We start from the raw sequence: 22,294 nt of genomic DNA, 5'->3' as shown, positions 1-22,294 counted from the left end.
TATGAATCATCATAGGATTTTTTATAAAAACTCGAATTAACAGGTACGTTTTGTCTTGTTTAGTTTTCAAAGATCATGTTCGTTATCGCTCGTAAGCGACTTTAATATCTTAACATTTCGTTTCGGTTAAAGTCAAGGACTTTTTTCAATTTCTTTTTTTAACCTCGTTGCTGTTTTGCGGCAACGAATAATAATATACCACCTTGATTCTATTCTTGCAATAGTTATTTCGAAAAAAGTTTCATTTTGTGAAAAATAAAAGCACCATTCATAAAATGGCGCTTTTATTCATCTATTATCGATTTCTCATTTGTGGGAAAAGCAGTACGTCTCTAATTGATGGCGAGTTCGTGAGTAACATAATTAATCGGTCGATACCGATTCCTAGTCCGCCAGTTGGTGGCATACCATATTCTAACGCCTCCACAAAATCATCATCCATTAGATGTGCTTCGTCATTTCCTTCTTCTCGTTCTTTTAATTGATCTTCAAAACGTTCTCTTTGATCGATCGGATCGTTTAGCTCCGTAAATGCATTCGCATGTTCGCGGCGCACGATGAATAGCTCAAAGCGATCCGTAAATCGTGGATCTTCCGGGTTTTTCTTAGCTAATGGAGAAATCTCCACTGGGTGTCCGTAAATAAAAGTAGGTTGTACCAAAGTTTCTTCTACTTTTTGCTCAAAGAATTCGTTAATGATATGACCTACTGACATATTCTTCGTGATTTCAACGCCATGATCAGCTGCATGCTGTTTTGCTTCTTCAGCCGTCATCTCTTTCCAGAAGTCTACACCTGTTGCTTCTTTCACCGCATCAACCATATGGAGTCTTTTCCATTCAGGTTTAAGATCGATCTCATCTTCTCCATATTGAATAGTCGTTGTTCCCAATACCTCTTGGGCAATATGGGCAATAAGGTTTTCAGTCAGGCTCATGATATCTTTGTAGTCCGCATATGCTTCATACAGCTCAATCATGGTGAATTCAGGGTTGTGGCGAGTAGATACACCTTCGTTACGGAATACACGCCCGATTTCGTATACTTTCTCTAAGCCACCAACGATCAGTCGTTTCAAGTGCAGTTCAATTGCAATACGCATATACAATGGCATATCGAGTGCGTTGTGATGAGTAATGAAAGGACGAGCAGATGCACCTCCAGGGATGCTATGCATAGTTGGTGTTTCAACTTCTAGGTATCCTTTAGCATCTAAATATCTTCTCATTGATTGAATGATCTTGCTTCGCATAATGAATGTCTGCTTGCTTTCTGGATTCACAATCAAGTCAAGATAACGTTGGCGATAACGTTGTTCAACATCTTTTAAGCCATGGTATTTATCAGGAAGTGGGCGAAGTGCTTTTGTTAGAACCTCAAAACTAGTCGCTTTAATTGAGAGCTCCCCTACATTCGTTTTAAATACGCTTCCTGTTACACCAATAATATCGCCTAGATCTGAGCTTTTGAATAATTCGTAAGCTTCTTCTCCGACACTATCTTTGCGAACATAGATTTGAATTTGTCCTTCTAGATCTTGAATGTGGGCAAACCCTGCTTTTCCTTTACCACGCTTGGTCATCATACGGCCAGCGATTGTCACTGTTGCGTCTTTTTCTTCTAGTTCTTCTTTAGAAAACTCATCATATTCCGCAATAATTTGAGCTGATTGATGAGAGCGGTCATATCGTTGACCAAAAGGATCGATCCCTTCTTCTCTCATTTTATTCATTTTGTCACGTCTGACTTGGAATTGGTCATTTAATTCTTCGTTATTAAGCCCTTCATTACTCATTTCAATCACTCCAATAATGTATTTTACATAGAAAAGCAGAAAAACTGCCAGTACATCCACTAGCAGTGAGCCACAAAAAGAAAGATAGTCTTATCCTACTTTTATTCTTTGAAGCTCTTTTGCCTCGGCTTCGATCGTAAAGTCATCTAGAATCTGTACAAGCTCCGCTCTCGTTTCACTTTGATTAATTTGATTTCTTACGTCCGCATTGCCTTTTATCCCTTTGAGGTACCAGGCTGCATGTTTTCTCATTTCTCTTACAGCCACATGTTCACCCTTTAGGTCAATGAGTCTGTCTAAATGAAGTTTACACACAGACATTTTTTCACGTACGTTTGGTTCTTCTTTCAATTCGCCCGTTTCTAAATAATGAACTGTACGGTAAATCATCCACGGGTTTCCTAGTGCGGCCCTTCCGATCATGACAGCATCCACGCCCGTTTCATCAAGCATCCGTTTGGCATCTTGAGGAGTCTTTACATCACCATTGCCAATGACAGGAATATTGACAGATTGCTTCACTTCTTTGATGATATCCCAATTCGCTGTCCCTTCATACATCTGAACACGGGTTCTACCGTGAAGTGCAACCGCTTGTCCACCTGCTCTTTCAACAGCACGGGCATTTTCAACAGCAAAGATATGATCTTCATCCCAGCCCATTCTCATCTTCACAGTGACGGGCTTATTAACAGCTTCCACAACAGCGGAAACCATTTCATAAATTTTATTGGGGTCGAGTAGCCATTTCGCTCCTGCATCACATTTTGTGATCTTTGGTACAGGACAGCCCATGTTAATATCAATAATATCGGCTGTTGTATGTAGGTCAACAAATTTGGCCGCTTCTACAAGCGTATCCTTTTCGCCTCCGAATATCTGTAGGCTCAATGGTTTTTCACGTTCATCAATGTAGAGCATACCCATCGTTCTGGCATTGTTGATCAGGATTGCTTTGTCACTGATCATTTCAGCACAAACTAATCCCGCTCCGAATTCCTTCACGGTCAGTCTAAACGCTGAGTTACACACGCCAGCCATAGGTGCTAGCACTACTTTGTTTTTAATGTCGACATTTCCGATTTTAAACATCTTTCCCCCTCCCTTCTTCCTCATGTATTGGTGAAAGTTCTTCCACCGTTATATTTAAAGCATCTGCTATCTGACTGATCATTTGCTTTGTTGGTAATCGATTGCCTCGCTCAATTTCTCCTAAGACAGAGACAGAAATGCCCAGCCTTTTGGCGAACCCTTCCTGAGTATACCCTTTTAGCTTTCGGTATGCACGAATTCTTCTACCCCACATGTCTTTTTCCAAATGCTCACACCTTCTTGATCTGTAACGGCGTTTATTTGTACTTCATTGATTTCTGGACAGATTTCACTCATCGGAACAAGTACGAATAAACGTTCGTACATTCTTGGATGTGGTATCACAAGTTGTTCTGATTCAATATTTTCACGATTATAAAGTAAAATGTCAAGGTCAGCCGTTCGCGGTCCCCATCTCACTTCTCTCGTTCTGCCCAACTCTTGTTCAATTTTTTGCGTGAGTGTGAGCAGCTCTTCCGGACGAAGCGATGTTGTGATTTTTACAGCCATGTTTAAAAAATCGTCTTGATTCTCGTATCCCACAGGCGTTGTCTCGTATATAGATGATATTGATTCTACTTGCACCTCTGGATGCTCGTGTAGTTTTTTGACCGCTTCTTTTAAGTAGGTCTCTTTTTTTCCTATATTTGAACCCAAGGCGATATATGCTATGTTGCTCATGCGCGTGATCTCGTCATTTCAATTGCAACAGATTGGTAATGCCCTGGAATTGGCGGATCAGGCTTGATGACTTTCACTGTACATTCCTGAACTGTCGGAAAATCGTTTAATACTTGGCTTGCAATTCGTTCTGTCAGTGTCTCAACTAGATTAACCGGCTCTCCTTCTACAATGTTTTTGCAGATGTTATAGAGCTCTGCATAGTTGATGGTTTCGTTTAGGTCGTCTGTTTGACCAGCTTTCTTTAAATCGAGTGAGGCTATTAAATCCACACGGAATCGTTGACCTAATTTATTTTCTTCTGCAAACACACCATGATAACCGTAAAACTCCATTCCGTTCACATACACTTTATCGATGATAAGCGCCTCCCTTATTCAGCATCGCATCCATCATTTTTGCCATTCTAGCGATTTCTTTCACATCATGCACACGAACCATTGCACTTCCCTTTTGAATCCCCATACAAACAGTCGCACCTGTTCCTTCTGTACGTTCTTCAGGCGGAAGGTCTAATACAGCACCAATGAATCGTTTTCTTGATGTTGCAAGAAGGAGTGGGTATCCCATTTGACAGAAGTGTTCGAGTTCATTCATGACCATGAGGTTATCGGCTTTATTTTTGGCAAATCCTACACCTGGATCTAATATGATCATGTCATCACGCACACCTGCTTGTTTCGCAATGTGTATACTCTCTTTCAGATCTGCGATCATATCTGAAATAAGGTGTGTGTAATTTCGCTCTGGGCGATTGTGCATTAAGATGATCGGTACATTGTGCTTGACCGCAACATGCGCCATTTGATCATCTGCCTTTGCTCCCCATATGTCATTAATAATGGAAGCTCCGGCCTTGACCGCTTCATCCGCCACATGAGCTTTATACGTATCAATGGAAATCGGCACATCTAATTCTTGTGTGATTTTCTCAATCACAGGAACGACTCTAGATAATTCCTCATCCTCTGATACAAATGCCGCTCCCGGACGGGTAGATTCTCCACCAATATCAATAATATGTGCGCCATCTTCCATCAGCTGTTTTGCACGAGCTACCGCTTTATCAATTTGATTAAACTTGCCACCATCTGAAAAAGAGTCAGGTGTGATATTTAAAATACCCATGACCAATGTCTTCTCTTCATAATTTAATGTATGGTGCTTGGCTTGAATTACTTTTGGCTGTTGAATCGCTTGTTGTGTCATTATGTCCACCTACTCTTTATGTTCTAGACGTTCTTTTGTATATTGTGTTCTCAGTTTGATTGAAACCAGTCGGTTGTTTTCCAGCATTGTGACTTGTCCTATCTTTCCGAATGGAACAATCCCCTGAACCGAATTGGTCATCCACGCTTCATCGGCGCTTAATAGGTGATCGACCGGAAATTGCCCTTCTATTAGAGAGGCACCTTGGTTGTGTAATGTTTCTATACAATATCGACGCGTGACTCCGTTTAGGATACCCGTGTCAAGTGAAGGGGTATAAATGACTTCTCCCTTTCTCCAAAACACATTCGATGTAATCCCTTCTGCCACATCGCCTTCTTTTGTTAAAAAGATCCCTTCTATCTTAGGGTCATTGCCGATTTCTCTTTTCCCGAGGAGGTTGTTCATGTAGTGATGAGACTTAAGCCGCCTCGGCCCTTCGGGTGTATTTCTTCTAGTTTCAAGAATCATCCCTTGTTTTTCATCTAAAATCGATTCAGGTTTGAAAGGAGACAGCATGACAAAAATAACCGGCTCTTTATAAGATTCTGCAGAGAATCCATTGCCTTGGCCAGCAGAGACATTGAAGCGAATTCTCGCATGACCATCGGTTAGATGATTTTGATGCAGCAAGTTTTGTATGATGTCGAGTACAAATGGTTTCTCTATTGTGGATTCGATGCAAAGGTCACGTAATGATTGATTGAGCCTTTCAAGATGCCAATCCAACAGGAAGACTTGTCCCGCTAAGCTGGTAAATGTTTCGAACACACCGATGCCATATAGAAAACCATGATCAAAAGGGGAAAGAGCTGCGGCTTTCTCCTCTATATACTGACCGTTCAGATAAATGATCATGCGTTTACTTCATGCCCCTTTTGACGATACGTCTCAATAAAATTCTTGAGCATGTCTTTTCCGAAGGACGTCATAATCGATTCAGGATGAAACTGGACGCTTTCGATCGGCCATTCTTTGTGGCGGATTGCCATGAGCTCGCCTTCCTCTGTGCTAGCTGTCGCAATAAAGCAGTCTGGTAATGTCTCGTTTTTAACGATTAATGAATGATATCTCGTTGCAACAAGTGGATTTTGAAGGCCACTGAAGACACCTTTTCCATCATGCATAATTTCTGACGTTTTCCCGTGCATTAATCGCTCTGCTCGAATGACATCTCCTCCAAAAACTTGCGCGATGGATTGATGACCTAAGCACACACCAAAGATCGGGATCTTTCCAGCAAAATGTTGGATCGCCTCCATACTGATTCCAGCTTCATCCGGACTACACGGTCCTGGTGAAATCATTAAAAAGTCGGGCTTGATCTCTTCAATTTCTTGAATCGTCACTTGATCGTTTCGTTTCACAATCAATTCTTCTCCAAGTTCACCTAAATACTGAACGAGATTGTACGTAAATGAATCATAATTATCAATCATTAATATCATACTCTGCTCACCTCTAACTCAAAATTGTCTCTTCTTTACTCAACTGTAATGCCTTTTTTACTGCATAGGCTTTTTTGATGGATTCTTTATATTCGTGTTTTGGGACAGAATCAATGACAATGCCGGCACCTGACTGCATAAAGGCTTTGCCTTCTGTACAATATGCTGTACGAATGACGATATTAAAGTGCATATCTTGATTGAATCCAAACCAGCCTATAGATCCAGTATAAAGCCCTCGTCTTGTCGGCTCAAGTTCTTCTATAATTTCCATTGTTCTAACTTTCGGAGCGCCTGTAATTGTTCCACCAGGAAATACAGCTTGCATCACATCGACTGCATCACATTCATCGCGTAGCTCACCTTGGATGTTAGATACAATGTGCATGACATGCGAGTATTTTTCGATTGCCATAAACTCATTTACTTTTACTGAGCCATACGTGGATACACGTCCAAGATCATTCCGTTCTAGATCAACCAGCATCACATGTTCCGCGCGTTCTTTTTCATTTTCAATAAGTTCCTTCGCCAGCGCTTGATCCTCTGCATCATCTCTTCCTCTAGATCTTGTCCCTGCAATTGGTCTTGTTTCTAACTGATTTCCTTTTTTCTTGATGAGCAGCTCTGGTGATCCACAAACAATTTGGAAATCAGGTGTATGCACATAAGACATGTATGGGGATGGATTCACCTGGCGTAATGTTTTGTACAATTCGTACGGGTGGGTGTGTAGCTGTTCATCTTGTCTGATGGATAGATTGACTTGGAACACATCACCGTTTGCGATATATTGCTTGATTTTCTCTACCGCTTCACCAAAGGTGTCCTCCGTGAAAGATGTTGCTGGTACAAATTCCGCCGAAGGTGTATGGAGCGGTGAGTGTGCGGTTACCTCTGACGTACTTGTCCATTCCAACTTCCATTCTTCCAACCTTTGATTCGCATCAGACAGAGACTCTTCTCCTTCAGTATGCGTCATCAGCCATAAAACCTCTTCTTGGTGATCAAAAACAGCGACATCATTAAATACGAGGAAATACATATCTGGTGTATTGAGATCATCAATTGATAGCATTTTGAATTGCTCTACGTATCTTGCGTAGTCATAGCTTAAAAACCCAATCGCTCCACCTTGAAAGTCAGGGTAATCCTCGTTTGTTTCTGTTTGAAGGGTTTGAAACCAATCAGCAAAGGCTCTGAATGGATCGCCTTCTTTGAATAGCACGTCATCTTGATAATGGATGGTTGTCATCCCATCTTTTCCTTTTGCTTTCGCAATCGGGCGAATCCCAGCTATGCTGTATGCCCCGCCTCTGGCACTTTCTAAAAGAACGTGATGTGTTTCATGTGCTGATAGTTGTTCATATCTATTTAAAAAGTCATCTTTCGTAAAAGGAATTTTGATGCCTATTGGCCTGCGTTGTGTCATGTTATCATCCTTTTTCATTTTCGTTAACCTTATTGTAATCCAATCCAATTTATTTAGAAAATAGTATTTGCTTTCCATCTTCAGAAATCGTCAAAAAACCCCAGCAAACGCTGGGGTGTGTCGTTTAATCAAATTGATAAAGAGGTGTACTTAGGTAACGCTCTCCATTACTTGGGATGATCGCTAGAACCTTTTTCCCTTTACCTAGCTTCTTCGCTGTTTGAAGAGCGGCGTAAATGGCTGCTCCTGAAGAGATTCCGCCAAGGATTCCTTCTTCTTTCGCTGCCTTTCTTGCAAGCTCAAATGCATCTTCGTTTTTCACTTGGATAATACCGTCATATACTTCCGTGTTCAAAATAGAAGGTACAAATCCCGCTCCAATTCCTTGGATTTTATGCGGACCTGGCTTTCCTCCTGATAATACAGGAGAATCTGTTGGTTCTACTGCATAAAGCTGAATAGATGGAATTGCTTCTTTTAAGACTTCACCAGCACCAGTAATCGTACCACCCGTACCAACTCCTGCAATAAATGCATCGAGCTCACCATCAAACTGTTCAAGAATTTCTTTCCCAGTTGTACGGCGATGAATCTCAGCATTGGCTTCGTTGTTAAATTGCTGTGGCATGAAATAGCCATGCTCTTGTGCAAGCTCTTCTGCTTTTTTGATTGCACCTTTCATTCCTTCTGTACCAGGAGTTAAGACAAGCTCAGCCCCGTAAGCACGTAAAAGGTTGCGACGCTCCTGACTCATTGTATCCGGCATAACCAAAATGGCATTGATCCCTTTTGCTGCAGCTACCATCGCAAGTCCGATCCCTGTGTTACCACTTGTTGGTTCAATCAGTGTGTCACCTGCTTTTAATTTCCCTTTCGCTTCAGCATCTTCAATCATCGCTAAGGCGATACGGTCTTTCACACTGCTGCCCGGATTCATGTATTCCAGTTTTAAGTAGACATCCGCACTGTCTTCTTCTACTAAACGGTTTAATTTAACGACTGGTGTATTTCCTATTAGTTCAAAAACTGAATTTGCAATACGAGCCATCACTAACACCTCTATCTCCGAGTAATTTTATTGTATTAATATTAAATTATCAATTTCGAAAAATTTTGTCAATGCTTTTAGTCCTGTTCCCCTTCGTAAAACCATGTGACTTTCGCTTCTTTCCACAGGGTTTTGACGTTCGCCTTTCCGCCTAGGTCTTCCATCGCAATCTGTCTTTTGATCTGATCTTTTACATCTTCATAAGAGAAAGAACGACCATTTAGTTTTTCTTTCAATTGAATAATGGCATATCCATTTTTCGTCTGGATCGGTTCTTTTGTCCATTTATTCGGTTGAAGCTTTTGGGCTTCTTGTATGTATAAGGCTGGAATACTTTCTTGTTCTTCTGTCACGAATCCTAGATCTCCGCCGTAGGGTGAAGTATAACGATCGGTTGAACGTTCAGCTGCTACTGCTTCAAAGCTAGATCCACCTTTAAGTTCTTTAAACACGTTGTTAGCTTCTTCTTGCGTTTTTACAACGATATGACGAATTCTGTATGAATCATCATATTGATATAAATCCTTGTTTTTTTCATAGAAGGCTTTGGCCTCTTTGTCAGAAACAACGGCATCTCTCGTTAAGAGCTTTTCTAATAAAATTTGATAACGGATCTGTTCTTTCCATTCCTTTTCACTTGTCTGACCGTCTTCATAGAAATGATTAGAAACTGCTTTTAACATAAGTAATTCTCTATTGATTTCTGTTGAAGTGAGCTTTATATTGTTTTCTTTCGCAAGCTGATTCACCACTTGTTGATTGATCATTTGCTCAAGTGTCGCTTTTCCGTAGCGATCCTCCATTTTTTTCAACCATTCCTGACGGGTAATACTCTCGTTTCCTATAGACGCAATTTCTTCACCGCTTTTCCCGTTTGAAGAAGCCTGTGACATTTGCGACTTTGTCAGTACATAAGCAATGACAACCGCATTGATCATGAGCAAAACGAGGATAAATGTCCATACCACTCTTGCTTTTAATCTCATCTTCCGTCTCCTTTCTAGCATCAAAAGAAAAACCCGCTGCTTAGAGCTTAGCGGGTTGTTTCGTCACGTAGCTCTTCTAGCTCTTCTTTTGTAAATACGTACGTTTCGTTACAAAAATGGCATTGAGCTTCTGCTTGTCCGTCTGTTTCAATCATGTCTTCAATTTCGGCTTTACCTAGGCTGATCACTCCATTTGCAAACCGTTCTTTTGAACAATTACAAGAGAATTCGACAGGGACAGTTTCTAAGAATTGAGGCTTTTCACCGAGAACCTCTTCCAAAATTTCCTCTGGTGACAATCCCTTTTCAATGAGTTTGGAAATGGGTTCGATGGTTGATAGTCGTTTTTCTAGACGTTCAATGACCGCTTCTTCAGTACCTGGTAGCAATTGAATGATGAATCCACCAGCCGCAAGGATAGAGTTGTCTGGGTTCACAAGAACACCTACTCCAACCGAAGATGGTACTTGCTCAGAAGAGACGAGATAATAGGTGAAGTCATCACCAATTTCACCTGAGACAATTTCTGTCTGACCTGTAAAGTGTTCTCTCATTCCGACATCTTTTACGACACTTAATGTGCCTGTTGTTCCAACAGCACGTCTGACATCTAGCTTGCCATGTTCATTTAAATCAAAGTGAACTTGTGGGTTGGAGACATATCCTCGCACCTGCCCCTTTGCATTGGCATCCGCAATAATGGCACCAATCGGCCCACCCGCTTCGATTTTAACAGTGAGCTTGTTTTCCCCTTTTAACATAGCACCCATCATGACAGTAGCAGTCATAGTTCGACCAATCGCTGCTGACGCAGTAGGCCATGTATAATGTCTCCTTTGTGCTTCGTTGATTGTATCTGTTGTGTTGGCAGCATATGCACGGACTTTACCATCATATGCTAACGCTTTAACTAAGTAATCCATTTCGATTAAACCTCCTATAATACACCGACGCGGTTACGTTCATAAATCAGTTGAAGTCCTTTTAAAGTTAAGAACGGATCGACAACATCAATGCAGTCTGACTCATTCCCAATTAATGTAGACAAACCGCCAGTTGCGATGACCTTCGGTGTTTGTTTGGCTTGCTCCTTCATCCGTTTCACTATTCCCTCGACTTGTCCAACATATCCATAAAGGATCCCTGATTGCATCGCACTGATGGTATTTTTTCCAACAATGTGATCTGGACGGACAATCTCAATTCTTGGAAGCTTCGCCGCTCTCGTATATAATGCTTCAGTTGAGATGGTAATACCCGGTGCAATGGCTCCACCCATGTATTGTTTTTGTTCATTGATGTAGCAGTAGGTTGTAGCTGTACCAAAGTCAACCACAATGAGGGGTGCCCCATATAAATGGATGGCTGCCACTGCATTTACAATGCGATCAGCGCCTACTTCTTTTGGATTGTCACACATAATGTTCAGTCCGGTCTTCATGCCAGGTCCGACAATCTGGGGTGTAATGTGAAAATACTTTTCACACATTCTTTCTAGGGCAAACATCATTGGTGGGACCACAGATGAGATAATAATCCCTTCTATTTGATCAAACATCAATCCTACATAATCAAACAGAGAACGAATGGACATACCAAACTCATCTTCTGTTTTGTGACGACTTGTTTCAATACGCCAATGGTAGTTTAGTTCACCTTTATGATAAACACCTAACACGGTGTTTGTGTTTCCTACATCTATCACAAGTAACAACTTTATCACCACTTTGAATAGTTTCTCAAAAAGATCATTTTTCGACTTTCTATCATACCATACACGAATTGAGTTCCATTTGTAAACAATTCGAAACCGATCCATTTATGGAAACGAAATAAAAAAAAGCTGCTGGTGATCCCAGCAGCTTTTTAGCAAAGGAGATTACTTCTCCTCATCTTCTTTTTTCTTGATGTTCACTTTCACATCATCGTTTTTCTCTTCATCATCTGCGTATACACGCTCTGGAAGCTTCCCAGTTTCGTAAAGAGATTTAATTTGTTCAGCATCTAATGTTTCAACTTCTAGAAGGGCTTGTGCAATAATTTCTAGCTTATCTTTATTCTCAGTGAGAATTTGTTTTGCACGCTCGTAGCTGTCCTTGATGAAACGCTGAATTTCTTGGTCAATCTCATAAGCGATCGCTTCACTATAATTCGGCTCGTTGTTGAAATCACGACCAAGGAATACTTGACCACCTTGTGATTGGCCAAATTGTAGTGGACCAAGTTTATCAGACATACCGAACTCAGTTACCATTCTTCTCGCAATGCCTGTGGCACGCTGGAAGTCATTGTGAGCGCCGGTACTTACTTCACCAAACGTGATTTCCTCTGCAACACGACCGCCGAGCAAGCCGACAATTTTATCAAGCAGCTCTGGCTTCGTTTGGAAATAACGATCTTCTCTCGGAAGCATAACCGCATATCCGCCTGCCTGACCACGAGGAACGATGGTTACTTTATGCACCATGTCCGCTTCGTCTAGGACAAGTCCAATGACAGTGTGTCCTGCTTCATGGTATGCCACGATATTACGCTCTTTCTTCGAAATGACTCGACTTTTCTTAGCCGGCCCAGCGATGACACGGTCAGTCGCTTCGTCGATATCACGCATATCGATTTGTTTTTTGTTTTGACGTGCAGCAACGAGTGCCGCTTCGTTTAGCAAGTTCTCAAGATCAGCTCCAGAGAAACCTGGTGTTCTGCTTGCAATGGCTTTCAAGTTTACTGTATCGTCAAGCGGTTTGTTTTTCGCATGAACTTTCAGTACTTCTTCACGACCAATGACATCTGGGCGGTCAACCGTAATTTGACGGTCAAAACGTCCCGGACGAAGCAATGCAGGATCTAGAATATCTGCTCGGTTTGTAGCTGCAATGATGATGATCCCTTCATTTGCACTAAAACCGTCCATTTCAACAAGAAGTTGGTTAAGCGTCTGCTCACGCTCGTCATGGCCACCGCCAAGACCTGCTCCACGCTGACGACCGACTGCATCAATCTCATCAATAAAGATTAAGCAAGGAGCATTCTTCTTCGCATTTTCAAATAAATCACGTACACGTGAAGCACCGACACCGACAAACATCTCGACGAAGTCAGAACCACTGATACTGAAGAAAGGAACGCCCGCTTCTCCAGCAGATGCTCTAGCAAGCAATGTTTTCCCTGTACCTGGAGGTCCTACTAGTAAAACCCCTTTTGGAATTCTTGCGCCAAGCTCTGCAAATTTACGTGGATCCTTCAAGAACTCAACGACTTCTACAAGCTCTTGCTTTTCTTCATCTGCACCCGCAACATCTTTGAATCTCACGCGCTTCTTCTCTTCTGTGTAAAGCTTCGCCTTACTCTTACCAAAGTTCATCACTCGGCTACCGCCGCCCTGAGCTTGATTCAGCAAGAAGAAGAACAAGATAAAGATGATAATAAATGGAATGATCGTTGTAAGAACTTGCAACCATCCATTTGTTTCAGGTGCTGGTTCTACTTTTACATCTGTATTTTTCAGTGCACTGTAAATTTGGTCAACACCTTGACCATCTGGAACATGGGTAATGAAAAATTGATCTTTCTTCGCGCCTTCTAATTGGCCTCGAATTTCATAAACCCCTCTTACAGGCTGAATGGAGATACTCTCCACTTTTCCCGCACTTAGATTTTGCGAAAATTTGCTGTAAGACATGTTCTCAGGCTTTTGATTAGGGGATCCTAACCAACTGACAACCCCTATCACAAGTAATAAAATAAGTATATAAAAAATCGTATTACGAAAAACCCGATTCATTCCTTACCTCCTCCCACAGTAAGCACAACTATGTTCAATAGTATCATAGAAAAACATTCCAATACAACCAATAACCTCATGTATACGTCTGTTGATTATCCTTCGTAAACTGATGGTTTTAACACTCCAATATACGGGAGGTTTCGGTAACGTTCAGCGAAATCCAATCCATAACCGACAACAAACGCATCTGGCACTTCAAATCCAACATAATCTGCTTTGATGTCTGCTTTACGACCGCTTGGCTTATCAAGCAATGTCACAATTTTAATGGAGTTTGCTTTACGGTATCGGAAAAGCTCTACCAGATAGCTCAAAGTTAGCCCACTGTCGATGATATCTTCCATAATTAAAATATCTCTTCCTTCAACAGAAGTATCTAAATCTTTAATGATTTTTACTTCTCCAGAAGATACGGTAGATTTTCCGTAGCTTGATACATCCATAAAGTCAAGCTCCAGATATGTATCAATGTGTTTGATCAAGTCTGCCATGAATGGAAGAGCTCCCTTCAAAACACCAATAGCCAGGGGAAATTTACCATCATAATCGCTGGTTAATGTTGCACCCAGTTCCTTCACCTTTTGCTGGATCTCTTCTTCTGAGATCAAAATCTTTTCGATATCTTGTTTCATGCTTTTGCTTGCCCCCTACAAATTTTCGTGCTGTCTATATTGTAATACAATGAGATCGCTGTTTGTCATATCAATTTCTTCAAAAACGGATTTTTTCAGACCTGGTATCCAGATGATTTGATGATCCGAGTCAGTGACGATCGGCCAGCTGTCTCTTTCTGCAAGAGGCACTTTTTTATCAATAAATATATCCTTCACCTTTTTCGAACCATTCATCCCTTTAAGTTTGATTCGATCACCAATTTTTCGTGATCGAATGATCAACGGAAGTTGAACACGGTTCTTTTGAAGTATGAAAAAACAGTTCCCGTTCCGTGCATCCTTCGGAACATGCTTTGATACCACGATTGATCGTCCATTTGGCAGAGAAAGTTCCTCTCCTAGCTCAGCCTTTAATGACAGAGCATAAGGACGCTCAGATAAAAGCGATCGTTCAAAGGTAAACATACAGTGACGATAAGACTTTACTGCTTGTAAACCCTTTGGCAAATCTAATGATCCAGACGGCTGCTCTGTTTGAGATAACCAGTCCAAAATCCCTAGAATATGCTGGTTTGAAAACACCGACTGAGTGTTTTCATAAAGATAGTTTAATATTAGTTGAATGCCTCTTCTTTGTAAAGGCAAAGGCAGGTCAAGCAAAGGCTGGATTTTGATCTCGATTTGTTTCGGTGTTTGACTCGTCATCACTTGATTCATTTGTTCCTTCGCTAATGCCTGTAAGTATTGTTCATCCTCAGTTAGTACCTCACTGACAAATTGAAAGCTTTGATGCACATGAGGTGCTTCTTCCTTTAATACAGGGAGGATGTGTCTTCTCATGCGGTTTCTCAAGTAGTCATCCGTATGATTGCTTTGATCAACGACATATGGAACATGTTCCTTTTCACATGCTTTTAGCACTTCGTCCTTAGAATAGCCAAGCAACGGACGAATCAGCCAGCCTTCTTGAAAGGAGCGTTTCGCCTGTATCCCTGCAAGTCCTATCCCAACAGTTCCTCTCGTCAGCTTCATCATCATCGTCTCGACTTGATCGTCTCCATGATGTGCAAGCGCTATAAATTCAGCGTTATATTGCGCCATCAACTGACGAAAAAAGGCATATCTGCACTCTCTTGCAGCTGCCTGTTTGTTTAAGCGGTTTTCTTTTGCATATTGAGTTACCTGTATGCGTGCCGATTCAAATGGAATTTCTCTTTCTTTGCAATACTCTTGAACAAATGTCAAATCAGCAAAGGATTCTTCGCCTCTGAACATGTGGTCTACATGGGCTGCTATCAGCTGGAAGGAACCTTTTCGCCGCTTGTTTAGCTCATGCAATAAGAGCATGGAATCTGGTCCGCCGGAAACCCCGACAATGACTGTCGTATTTTCAAGGTTAACATCATGTTTTTTCAAAAAAGATTCAATTCTATTCACAACTGCCTCCTCACAAAGAGCAGGTAATTTAAAGATATACATATCCTATCACTTTCAGTAGCTTCAAGCAAAGAAGAAGCCTGCTTTTTTACAGTCCTACAGTAGGAATAAAACGACATATCCACAGTAAAGAGCGAGTATGCTGCACAAGATGATAATGGTTTCAGACAGACCTCCTGATTTTTTGCGTACAGACGCTTTTTGGGAGGCGGCTACCCGTGAACGTGACGTCACCTGCTGCTTTTGGCTAACAGCTGATGGATGGCGGCTTTTTTGTGCTTGCTTCTTTTGACGACTTGTTCTCGACATGTGCAACTGCCCTTCTCGCAGCATCGCACTTTTCATATCATTTGCTGACTGATAGTTTCCTTGAAGTGCAGCTCGCAACACCCTCTCATATTTTTTTAATACAGGATGTCCTTCAATGGCGTCGTAAAGTTGTTTTTCTGGTTCAGTGCCTTTTTTGAACTCTTTCTTATAAGCACAATTTACCATGATCATACTTAAAGCAAAAAGATCATATGTTGGTTCTGCCTTTCGATGACCAAATCCCCAATACCCTCGATCAAAAAACTCCGTATACTCTTTGATGGCTCGTCCTGCTTTTGTCGTCCCTCCGACATCAATACACCGAATGCTTGCAGGCGGCCCTGAAACGATCAGGTTATCTGGCTTCAAGTCACCAAATATCCATCCTTCCTTATGTAAATGAGCTAGGTTAGACAATAGCTGAATCATTAAAACCACAATCCACTCGTCGCCTTTTTGTTTGACAAAGTCGAGAAGCAGCGGGCCTCTGACATATTCCATCACATAAAATGACTGCTTTTGAGTCATTCCCGGATAAATTGCATCATCCATATCATAAAAAGAAGGCCCCATTGTTTTCACAGGAGCCTTTGAAAAGGATTTTAATACATTGACTTCAGATGCAATATGCATACTGTCATCACTCACTTTGAGGGCCATTTGCCCAGTTGGCGATTCGGCGAGATAGACAACACCGTTCGCTCCTTTTCCCAGCTCTTTTACAATACGGTAATGATGGTGATGCCATTTCCCTTTAACCACCGTGCCTAGCGGGATGTTAGAAACCGAATTCTTCATCATGTTCTTCCTTTGCTTCAAGTAACCCTTTACGTGATCGAACTGATTTGAAATGCTGAAGAGCTTCCCGCAGTGCTGGTCCAGTCGGAGTAATTCCTCCAGTCGTTAATTTCGGAAAAATAGATGACAACGAATCGAATCGTGGTGTCCAATTCAACACGATTTCAGCATCTGAGTTTTTCCCGGGAAATACACACATTCCAAACTGATTTTCGCCAATTCTTGAATTTAGACTGATAGAGAGATCAATGAGTGCTTCTTTAACGGTTGGCAGCTTGGGTTTCATACTCGCACTTGTATCGACAAGGACAAGAACTTGTAGGTGGACAGTCTCTCCTAACTCATCGACAACTTCCATGACTTCACCACGCTTGTCAGGTGGAAGTTCTTCCATCTCTGTATCTTTGCCAAGAATCTGTTGCAATTCTTTATTCACAACACCTTGCAATGTTTGAGTCATTGCTTTTTTTGTGACCATTTGGACGGTTTGAGATAGTTGCTGTACGTAGACAACCTGATGAATGCCTCCACCCGCTAGGGCGATTCCTTCAACTTCCTTCATCGCTTCATGATCGTGTCTGTTTTCTTCCATAATGCCAATGACATTGACTGTGATCCCTTGCTCTTTTGCCAATGAAGCAATCGCGAGTGGATCTTCTCCATGGTTTGAGCAGCCATCTGTAATCAATAAGATTTGGTTTACGTGACCTTTTCGCATCTTCATTCCTCCTGGGATTGTAACTGAATGCTTATATCCCCATCATCGCCAGAAGATATTCATCTTATACGAATATGTTAAGAAATCTCTTGTTTCTCAAGATAGAATGCACCTGTTGGAATTGATGCCCATTTAGGTGTGTTGTGATCAAGCCTAATGACAACAACCGTCATATCATCGTCGATTTGACCTGATCTTGTCCGAATCACCTCTTCCATTAATAAATCAGCAATTTCTTGAGGGTCTTCTGTTTTAAAGCTCTTCATTTTTCGTTTAACCCACAAATCGTGATTTTCAATATGCTTCGGTCCTTCAAAAATGCCGTCACTCATCATAATGAGAAGGTCGCCTGCCTTCATCTGTTCGCTCACAACCTCAACTTCAAATTCATCAATAATCCCAATCGGCAAGTTACTCGCTTGTACCTTCATCACTTGATCTCCCCGCTTAATAAAACTTGGGGTCGAACCAATCTTGAGAAATTTACAGCTGGCATCCTGTAAATCAATAATGGATAAGTCGAGTGTTGAATATATCTCATCCGTTGTTCGTAACGATAAAATACTATTTATGGTCTTAATCGCCACTTTTTCATCAATGCCTGATGCCAATATTTTTTCTAACAGCTTAATGGTCTCATTGCTTTCAAAATGGGCCCTTGCCCCATTTCCCATCCCATCACTAATCGCTGCTGCATATTTGCCAGCGCCAAGTTCCATCATGCTGTAGCTGTCTCCTGACACCAGCCCTCCACCTTTTGCCGCATGTGCGACACCAGTCGCTACTCGGTACGATTTCGCTGATCCAAAAGCAACATGGCAATAGCCTGTTGGATGCTCTGCACATTGCTCCGTTTTCACTAAAATCTGCTCTTCTAAAATATCCGATAGCATTGGGGCAATGATCTTTTCACATTCACCATGACCATTGCAATAAGGAATCCGCATTTCTATATCAACATTCCCCTGCTCCAAGCTATATATTTCGACCTGCTGGATTTCAATTCCGAAGTGCTGAAGCGCTTCTATCATCTGCTCTTCCTGAATAAAATGCTGCTCTCTTTCTCGTTTTATTTCCCGGGAAAAATCCTCCATAACTTGTGAAACACCTAATAGTTGTTCGGCAACAAGCCGTCTGCTGTCTTGGACTTTTTTCTTAAGAGTCTGATTTGCTTTGTAGTAAGCAATCTCTTCTTCAATTAATTCCTCTACATGTTTTGACTTTGAACAGTGCTGACTGAATTTCTTTTTCAATTTTCGGTTATGTTCATATGTTTTTTCGTCCGTTTCATGCATAACTTGTTTCATGAGTTCATAGGTTGTATCAAAGTTCTGCACCCAGCATTTATTTTTCTTATAGCACGTTTGACAGGATCTCTCTGTGATCGTACTTAAAAATAGATCGACATCCTCTTCCTGCTTTTTATCCTCTGGAATGGATTCATAAAATGTCGCAAAACTCTCAGACAGCGCATGAAATACATGAGAAAATTGGTCTACCTTTTTAGCTGTCACATCTCTTACTTTCCGAGCGTATTGCTGTTGCTCCTGCACATGCTCTGTCGTTCCAGGAATATACTTTGCTACTTTCGAAGTCACTGATTGTGGTGTAAGCAAAAACAAAGTCACTGCGATGACTGATTCATATAACGTGGTCATCAGACCTGCTGACCCTTCCCCATAAAGTGAAATAAGCAAAGAACCAACAATTAAACCGATGGCAGCGCCTGCCTTTTTCCCCTCTTTTAATAGTCCTCCTAACAATCCTGAAAAAGCAAGCAGACTCATCTGATAGAGATTCCCGATGTTGGCAAGTCCCAGAATTAAACCCGTCACGACACCGACGGTACAACCAATGCTGGCTCCTCCAATAAAGGCAAATGTAAGCACGACATAACGGGATAAAATATGCTCCGCTTGCATTCCTTGAAAGGTGATACCTGCTAAACCAGTTAAGACTGATGCAATTAAAATCATAAAACAAATGATTTCTTCTACTTTTAAAGAGTGCTTCACCTTCCGTACTGTAAAAATAGGCAAGCTTTGGAGGAATATCAGTGTCAAAATGAAAGCCAGTCCTGCCTCTACGCCCGCCATGACATAATCATAGCTTTGAACAGCGCCATGCTCTGCATAGACAAACGCCCCTCGTGTCATTAACATCGCAAGAACAACCACAACCGGCAATGTTCTGACTGGATCTTTTATGATGAAAGACATCACTTTTGACATAAGAAGGAATACGAGCAATGAGGCAAACACAAATAATGCATTTTGCGGTGATATCGTCATGGCCCCAGCCAGTAAGGATAGGCATGCGAGCATCGCCTTGTCTCTTTTAATGAGCAACATGGATCCAAAGAAAGGTAAAGCAAAGGGCATAATTTCCGATAAAATAAAGGCTCGTCCTAATAAGAAGCCGAGAACAACATAAATAAACCCTCTATAGAAAAAAAGAGAATGCGTATGATGAAGAAAGAGGTTTTTCATCTTTTTGAAACCCGTACTGATTCTTTCAAAGCCCGCTCCCGTTAAATCAGTTCTTCTTTCTAGTTTTTCCATTTTCTCATCCCCCACCTGATATCGTTGCTAGTCATTATAGCGAAGGCGGGAAAGATATTTTGTCAAAAGAAGTTGTCGTTTCTATAAAACGTTCGACGCTTTGTTCGTCGAAAAGGCATCCTTTCATGTAAGTCGCTATGTTTCATCATGATTTTACGAAAAATACAAAAAAGCAGCTTTCAAATTGAAAGCTGCTTTAAAGATGACCCGTACGGGATTCGAACCCGTGTTACCGCCGTGAAAGGGCGGTGTCTTAACCGCTTGACCAACGGGCCTTGCTTGATTGTTCAGGTAAAAAAGATAGCGGCGGAGGGGATCGAACCCCCGACCTCACGGGTATGAACCGTACGCTCTAGCCAGCTGAGCTACACCGCCATAATTGAAAATGCGCTAAGAAGCACAAGATCTATAATACAAAGGATTGGCTTGTCCGTCAATAGAAAGTTTAAAATTAATCACGAATTATGTGAAAAGGTGAGGTGAACATAAGAAAAAAAGCACCTACTAAACAGCAGGTGCTTCATTGTAAAGTTATATAGAAAGCAGCAACAAGTTAACCTCTTCTTGCTCCGCGCCCCCCACGTTTTGATTCCGTATTACGCTTTAAAGATGTTAAGCGATCTTCGCTATCCTTTAAGAATTTGTTCATTTTTTGCTCAAACGATTCCTTCGGACGGAAATCATTTCTGCTCGGTCTTGATTGTTGTTGAGGACGATCTTTTGCTTTTTTAATGGACAAGCCAATTTTACCGTCTTTTTCAACGTTAATCACTTTCACTTCAACTTGTTCACCGACTTTTAAATGCTCATTAATATCTTTTACATAGTTATCGGCTACCTCGCTGATATGAACGAGACCAGTTGAACCTCCTGGCAACTCCACAAAAGCTCCAAAATTAGTAATGCCCGTAACCTTCCCTTGTAACTTGCTGCCAACTTCAATCGACATAAAAAAAGTGCTCCTCCTTAGACTTATAAAAAAATCTCATTTGTTCAATTATACATAAACTGAATTTTAAGTGTCAACAAGGCTAATCGCTCTAATTGCCCACATCAAAGATTTTTTCGCCTTTTTTGGACATATAATAGTCCCGCCGTGCCAGTTCGAGCACGTATTCCTTGCTTTTCAGTTTCTTAATTTGATCAGAAATATCTTCCTGATTTTTTTGTAATTCCTTCAATTCTTTCTCTAGCGCAACCTTTTTTTCCTCTTTTTCCTTTAATGCGGACGATTGTGACCAGAGGGCACTTGTCACCAACACAGCAAACATGAGCACCACCACACCAAACACGGTAAGCCTTCTCAAAAGTCCACGTCGTTTGCGTTTTAACCGCTGTGCTTGCTGTTCCATTTGTTTTTGATATTCGTTTTGAATTTGTGCGATATTTCGTTTTCTCTCGTTCATGAAGAAGGCCTCCTCTCTTACTTTGTCCAAAATTGCTTCCATTTCGTTTTGATGGTACGAGATAATTTCTTGAACCCTTGCAAAATTCCTGCTCTTTTTGAAAAAAACAGCCTAATGGTTGTTCGCCATTTTTCGGGAATTCGATGCACAATTGTGACATTGAGTAACCAGATAAGCGGATAACAAACAATTGCTAGCACCCTCCACACGAACCGAAACGTAAAGCGAACAAGACGTAAGAGTGAGTGAAGCAAGAAAAGTGCAACACCCATGATCAAAGTGACACTCCAACGGATCGGTTGAAAGACCAGCGCCATGACCAATCTTTTCAGGAGGAGAACGGTCTTATACATACAAGCCATGATGAATGTAAGCACTTTGATGTATAGCTGTTTCATCAGTGCTTGATACATAGAGAAACCTAAGGCAACGGCCAAAAAGATATATAGCCTGAATTCTCCTTCATTTGTTAGCAGTAACACATAAAAGAAGGATAAGCCTTGCACTAACCAGAAAAGAATATCGTGAATTCCAAGCAGCCATTTTGCTGTTTTCTTTCGGTTCACAAAGAGCTTGTACGTATCCAGCGATGCGCCCAGCCAGATGCCCATCGCTGCCATCGAAAGCATCGTATAAAACTGGACTGTCAGCGTCATTTAAACAGCTTGCTAAAAATTCCTTTAGCTTTCTCCCCGTGCTGCTCATCTACATAAATTAAATCAAAGACACGGCCTTTGATGGACACAACGCCTTTTTCTACGTCTAAATTCTTCATTTGCAGATTTTCACCACGAACGGCTAAAATCCCCATGACCGTTTCAAGCAGAAATTCTTCATTATCAAAGCTTTCCACCTGTTTGACTCCAGTAATATCTAAATGCTTTCTATTTCGCATGGTGACATTGTGCTCTGCTTCTGACGACAGTTTCGTGCTTTGAGGTTGATTATAATATTGATTCATCCATACATCCCCCAT

Annotated in this window: 22 protein-coding genes, 2 tRNA genes and 1 pseudogene; all 25 read right to left on the bottom strand. The window is 41.4% G+C overall.

Annotation, left to right across the window (positions count from 1 at the left end):
• Positions 1-295 precede the first annotated feature (295 nt).
• The 25 genes and pseudogenes from lysS to yabP all read right to left on the bottom strand — a co-directional run bounded on the left by lysS (position 296) and on the right by yabP (position 22,279).
• Positions 296-1,795 (bottom strand): lysine--tRNA ligase, encoded by a 1,500-nt coding sequence (gene lysS, locus AB1K80_RS14550; RefSeq protein WP_412857463.1) that lies wholly within the window; start codon positions 1,793-1,795, stop codon positions 296-298.
• Positions 1,796-1,885: 90 nt separating this feature from the next.
• Complete coding sequence (gene dusB / locus AB1K80_RS14545; protein WP_412857461.1) at positions 1,886-2,887, bottom strand: tRNA dihydrouridine synthase DusB; 1,002 nt, start codon at positions 2,885-2,887, stop codon at positions 1,886-1,888.
• Positions 2,880-3,113 carry a helix-turn-helix domain-containing protein gene (locus AB1K80_RS14540; protein ID WP_412857459.1) on the bottom strand — a complete coding sequence of 78 codons (234 nt, stop codon included), beginning with the start codon at positions 3,111-3,113 and terminating at the stop codon, positions 2,880-2,882. Before AB1K80_RS14540 ends, dusB begins: the two co-directional genes overlap by 8 nt.
• A complete protein-coding gene (gene folK / locus AB1K80_RS14535) occupies positions 3,065-3,568 on the bottom strand; it encodes a 2-amino-4-hydroxy-6-hydroxymethyldihydropteridine diphosphokinase (RefSeq protein ID WP_412857457.1) in 504 nt (167 codons plus the stop codon). Before folK ends, AB1K80_RS14540 begins: the two co-directional genes overlap by 49 nt.
• Positions 3,565-3,927, bottom strand: coding sequence for a dihydroneopterin aldolase (gene folB / locus AB1K80_RS14530; RefSeq protein WP_412857467.1), 363 nt, complete (start codon positions 3,925-3,927; stop codon positions 3,565-3,567). Before folB ends, folK begins: the two co-directional genes overlap by 4 nt.
• Positions 3,920-4,777, bottom strand: coding sequence for a dihydropteroate synthase (gene folP / locus AB1K80_RS14525; protein ID WP_412857455.1), 858 nt, complete (start codon positions 4,775-4,777; stop codon positions 3,920-3,922). Before folP ends, folB begins: the two co-directional genes overlap by 8 nt.
• Positions 4,778-4,786: 9 nt before the next feature.
• Positions 4,787-5,635 (bottom strand): aminodeoxychorismate lyase, encoded by an 849-nt coding sequence (gene pabC / locus AB1K80_RS14520; RefSeq protein WP_412857453.1) that lies wholly within the window; start codon positions 5,633-5,635, stop codon positions 4,787-4,789.
• Entirely contained in the window at positions 5,632-6,225 is a 594-nt protein-coding gene (gene pabA, locus AB1K80_RS14515) for an aminodeoxychorismate/anthranilate synthase component II (RefSeq protein ID WP_412857451.1), read from the bottom strand. The genes pabC and pabA overlap by 4 nt, the downstream gene beginning before the upstream one ends.
• A 13-nt stretch (positions 6,226-6,238) precedes the next feature.
• Positions 6,239-7,657 carry an anthranilate synthase component I family protein gene (locus AB1K80_RS14510; protein WP_412857449.1) on the bottom strand — a complete coding sequence of 473 codons (1,419 nt, stop codon included), beginning with the start codon at positions 7,655-7,657 and terminating at the stop codon, positions 6,239-6,241.
• Positions 7,658-7,781: 124 nt separating this feature from the next.
• Positions 7,782-8,705 (bottom strand): cysteine synthase A, encoded by a 924-nt coding sequence (cysK, locus tag AB1K80_RS14505; RefSeq protein WP_412857447.1) that lies wholly within the window; start codon positions 8,703-8,705, stop codon positions 7,782-7,784.
• A gap of 77 nt (positions 8,706-8,782) precedes the next feature.
• Positions 8,783-9,691, bottom strand: a complete 909-nt coding sequence (locus AB1K80_RS14500) for a peptidyl-prolyl cis-trans isomerase (protein WP_412857445.1) — start codon at positions 9,689-9,691, stop codon at positions 8,783-8,785.
• A gap of 47 nt (positions 9,692-9,738) precedes the next feature.
• Complete coding sequence (hslO, locus tag AB1K80_RS14495; RefSeq protein ID WP_412857443.1) at positions 9,739-10,614, bottom strand: Hsp33 family molecular chaperone HslO; 876 nt, start codon at positions 10,612-10,614, stop codon at positions 9,739-9,741.
• 14 nt (positions 10,615-10,628) lie between these two features.
• Positions 10,629-11,405, bottom strand: coding sequence for a type III pantothenate kinase (locus AB1K80_RS14490; protein WP_412857441.1), 777 nt, complete (start codon positions 11,403-11,405; stop codon positions 10,629-10,631).
• A 165-nt stretch (positions 11,406-11,570) separates the two neighbouring features.
• Positions 11,571-13,472 carry an ATP-dependent zinc metalloprotease FtsH gene (gene ftsH / locus AB1K80_RS14485; RefSeq protein WP_412857439.1) on the bottom strand — a complete coding sequence of 634 codons (1,902 nt, stop codon included), beginning with the start codon at positions 13,470-13,472 and terminating at the stop codon, positions 11,571-11,573.
• 95 nt (positions 13,473-13,567) lie between these two features.
• Positions 13,568-14,107 carry a hypoxanthine phosphoribosyltransferase gene (gene hpt, locus AB1K80_RS14480; protein ID WP_008357399.1) on the bottom strand — a complete coding sequence of 180 codons (540 nt, stop codon included), beginning with the start codon at positions 14,105-14,107 and terminating at the stop codon, positions 13,568-13,570.
• Positions 14,104-15,526: pseudogene (tilS, locus tag AB1K80_RS14475) on the bottom strand (tRNA lysidine(34) synthetase TilS). The gene hpt and the pseudogene tilS overlap by 4 nt, the downstream one beginning before the upstream one ends.
• Positions 15,527-15,622: 96 nt before the next feature.
• Positions 15,623-16,636 carry a protein kinase domain-containing protein gene (locus AB1K80_RS14470; RefSeq protein ID WP_412857436.1) on the bottom strand — a complete coding sequence of 338 codons (1,014 nt, stop codon included), beginning with the start codon at positions 16,634-16,636 and terminating at the stop codon, positions 15,623-15,625.
• Positions 16,614-17,351 carry a VWA domain-containing protein gene (locus tag AB1K80_RS14465; protein WP_412857434.1) on the bottom strand — a complete coding sequence of 246 codons (738 nt, stop codon included), beginning with the start codon at positions 17,349-17,351 and terminating at the stop codon, positions 16,614-16,616. Before AB1K80_RS14465 ends, AB1K80_RS14470 begins: the two co-directional genes overlap by 23 nt.
• A gap of 77 nt (positions 17,352-17,428) precedes the next feature.
• The gene (gene spoIIE, locus AB1K80_RS14460; protein WP_412857432.1) at positions 17,429-19,912 is read right to left on the bottom strand and encodes a stage II sporulation protein E; all 2,484 of its coding nucleotides are present in this window, start codon (positions 19,910-19,912) and stop codon (positions 17,429-17,431) included.
• 203 nt (positions 19,913-20,115) lie between these two features.
• Positions 20,116-20,187 (bottom strand) — tRNA-Glu (locus AB1K80_RS14455).
• A gap of 26 nt (positions 20,188-20,213) precedes the next feature.
• Positions 20,214-20,287: transfer RNA gene (locus tag AB1K80_RS14450), tRNA-Met, on the bottom strand.
• 178 nt (positions 20,288-20,465) lie between these two features.
• Positions 20,466-20,861: a S1 domain-containing RNA-binding protein gene (locus tag AB1K80_RS14445; protein WP_008357409.1), complete on the bottom strand. Its 396-nt coding sequence runs from the start codon at positions 20,859-20,861 to the stop codon at positions 20,466-20,468.
• Positions 20,862-20,952: 91 nt separating this feature from the next.
• On the bottom strand, positions 20,953-21,318 hold the full coding sequence (locus AB1K80_RS14440; protein WP_412857430.1) for an FtsB family cell division protein: 366 nt from the start codon (positions 21,316-21,318) through the stop codon (positions 20,953-20,955).
• 17 nt (positions 21,319-21,335) lie between these two features.
• Positions 21,336-21,974 (bottom strand): spore cortex biosynthesis protein YabQ, encoded by a 639-nt coding sequence (gene yabQ / locus AB1K80_RS14435; protein WP_412857428.1) that lies wholly within the window; start codon positions 21,972-21,974, stop codon positions 21,336-21,338.
• Complete coding sequence (yabP, locus tag AB1K80_RS14430) at positions 21,971-22,279, bottom strand: sporulation protein YabP (RefSeq protein WP_412857426.1); 309 nt, start codon at positions 22,277-22,279, stop codon at positions 21,971-21,973. The genes yabQ and yabP overlap by 4 nt, the downstream gene beginning before the upstream one ends.
• Positions 22,280-22,294 lie beyond the last annotated feature (15 nt).

Origin of the sequence: Bacillus sp. 179-C3.3 HS (assembly GCF_047229225.1) — a bacterium.
Classification (GTDB): domain Bacteria; phylum Bacillota; class Bacilli; order Bacillales; family Bacillaceae; genus Bacillus.
Note: the sequence above shows the minus strand (reverse complement) of the source record. Positions and strands in the feature narration are given on the sequence as shown.

Coding starts and splice junctions, on each gene's coding strand:
- lysS (WP_412857463.1), bottom strand. CDS start 1,795: ATGAGTAATGAAGGGCTTAATAACGAAGAATTAAATGACCAATTCCAA.
- dusB (WP_412857461.1), bottom strand. CDS start 2,887: ATGTTTAAAATCGGAAATGTCGACATTAAAAACAAAGTAGTGCTAGCA.
- folK (WP_412857457.1), bottom strand. CDS start 3,568: ATGAGCAACATAGCATATATCGCCTTGGGTTCAAATATAGGAAAAAAA.
- folP (WP_412857455.1), bottom strand. CDS start 4,777: ATGACACAACAAGCGATTCAACAGCCAAAAGTAATTCAAGCCAAGCAC.
- pabC (WP_412857453.1), bottom strand. CDS start 5,635: ATGATCATTTATCTGAACGGTCAGTATATAGAGGAGAAAGCCGCAGCT.
- pabA (WP_412857451.1), bottom strand. CDS start 6,225: ATGATATTAATGATTGATAATTATGATTCATTTACGTACAATCTCGTT.
- AB1K80_RS14510 (WP_412857449.1), bottom strand. CDS start 7,657: ATGACACAACGCAGGCCAATAGGCATCAAAATTCCTTTTACGAAAGAT.
- cysK (WP_412857447.1), bottom strand. CDS start 8,705: ATGGCTCGTATTGCAAATTCAGTTTTTGAACTAATAGGAAATACACCA.
- AB1K80_RS14500 (WP_412857445.1), bottom strand. CDS start 9,691: ATGAGATTAAAAGCAAGAGTGGTATGGACATTTATCCTCGTTTTGCTC.
- hslO (WP_412857443.1), bottom strand. CDS start 10,614: ATGGATTACTTAGTTAAAGCGTTAGCATATGATGGTAAAGTCCGTGCA.
- ftsH (WP_412857439.1), bottom strand. CDS start 13,472: ATGAATCGGGTTTTTCGTAATACGATTTTTTATATACTTATTTTATTA.
- hpt (WP_008357399.1), bottom strand. CDS start 14,107: ATGAAACAAGATATCGAAAAGATTTTGATCTCAGAAGAAGAGATCCAG.
- AB1K80_RS14470 (WP_412857436.1), bottom strand. CDS start 16,636: ATGATGAAGAATTCGGTTTCTAACATCCCGCTAGGCACGGTGGTTAAA.
- AB1K80_RS14465 (WP_412857434.1), bottom strand. CDS start 17,351: ATGCGAAAAGGTCACGTAAACCAAATCTTATTGATTACAGATGGCTGC.
- spoIIE (WP_412857432.1), bottom strand. CDS start 19,912: ATGGAAAAACTAGAAAGAAGAACTGATTTAACGGGAGCGGGCTTTGAA.
- AB1K80_RS14445 (WP_008357409.1), bottom strand. CDS start 20,861: ATGTCGATTGAAGTTGGCAGCAAGTTACAAGGGAAGGTTACGGGCATT.
- AB1K80_RS14440 (WP_412857430.1), bottom strand. CDS start 21,318: ATGAACGAGAGAAAACGAAATATCGCACAAATTCAAAACGAATATCAA.
- yabQ (WP_412857428.1), bottom strand. CDS start 21,974: ATGACGCTGACAGTCCAGTTTTATACGATGCTTTCGATGGCAGCGATG.
- yabP (WP_412857426.1), bottom strand. CDS start 22,279: ATGAATCAATATTATAATCAACCTCAAAGCACGAAACTGTCGTCAGAA.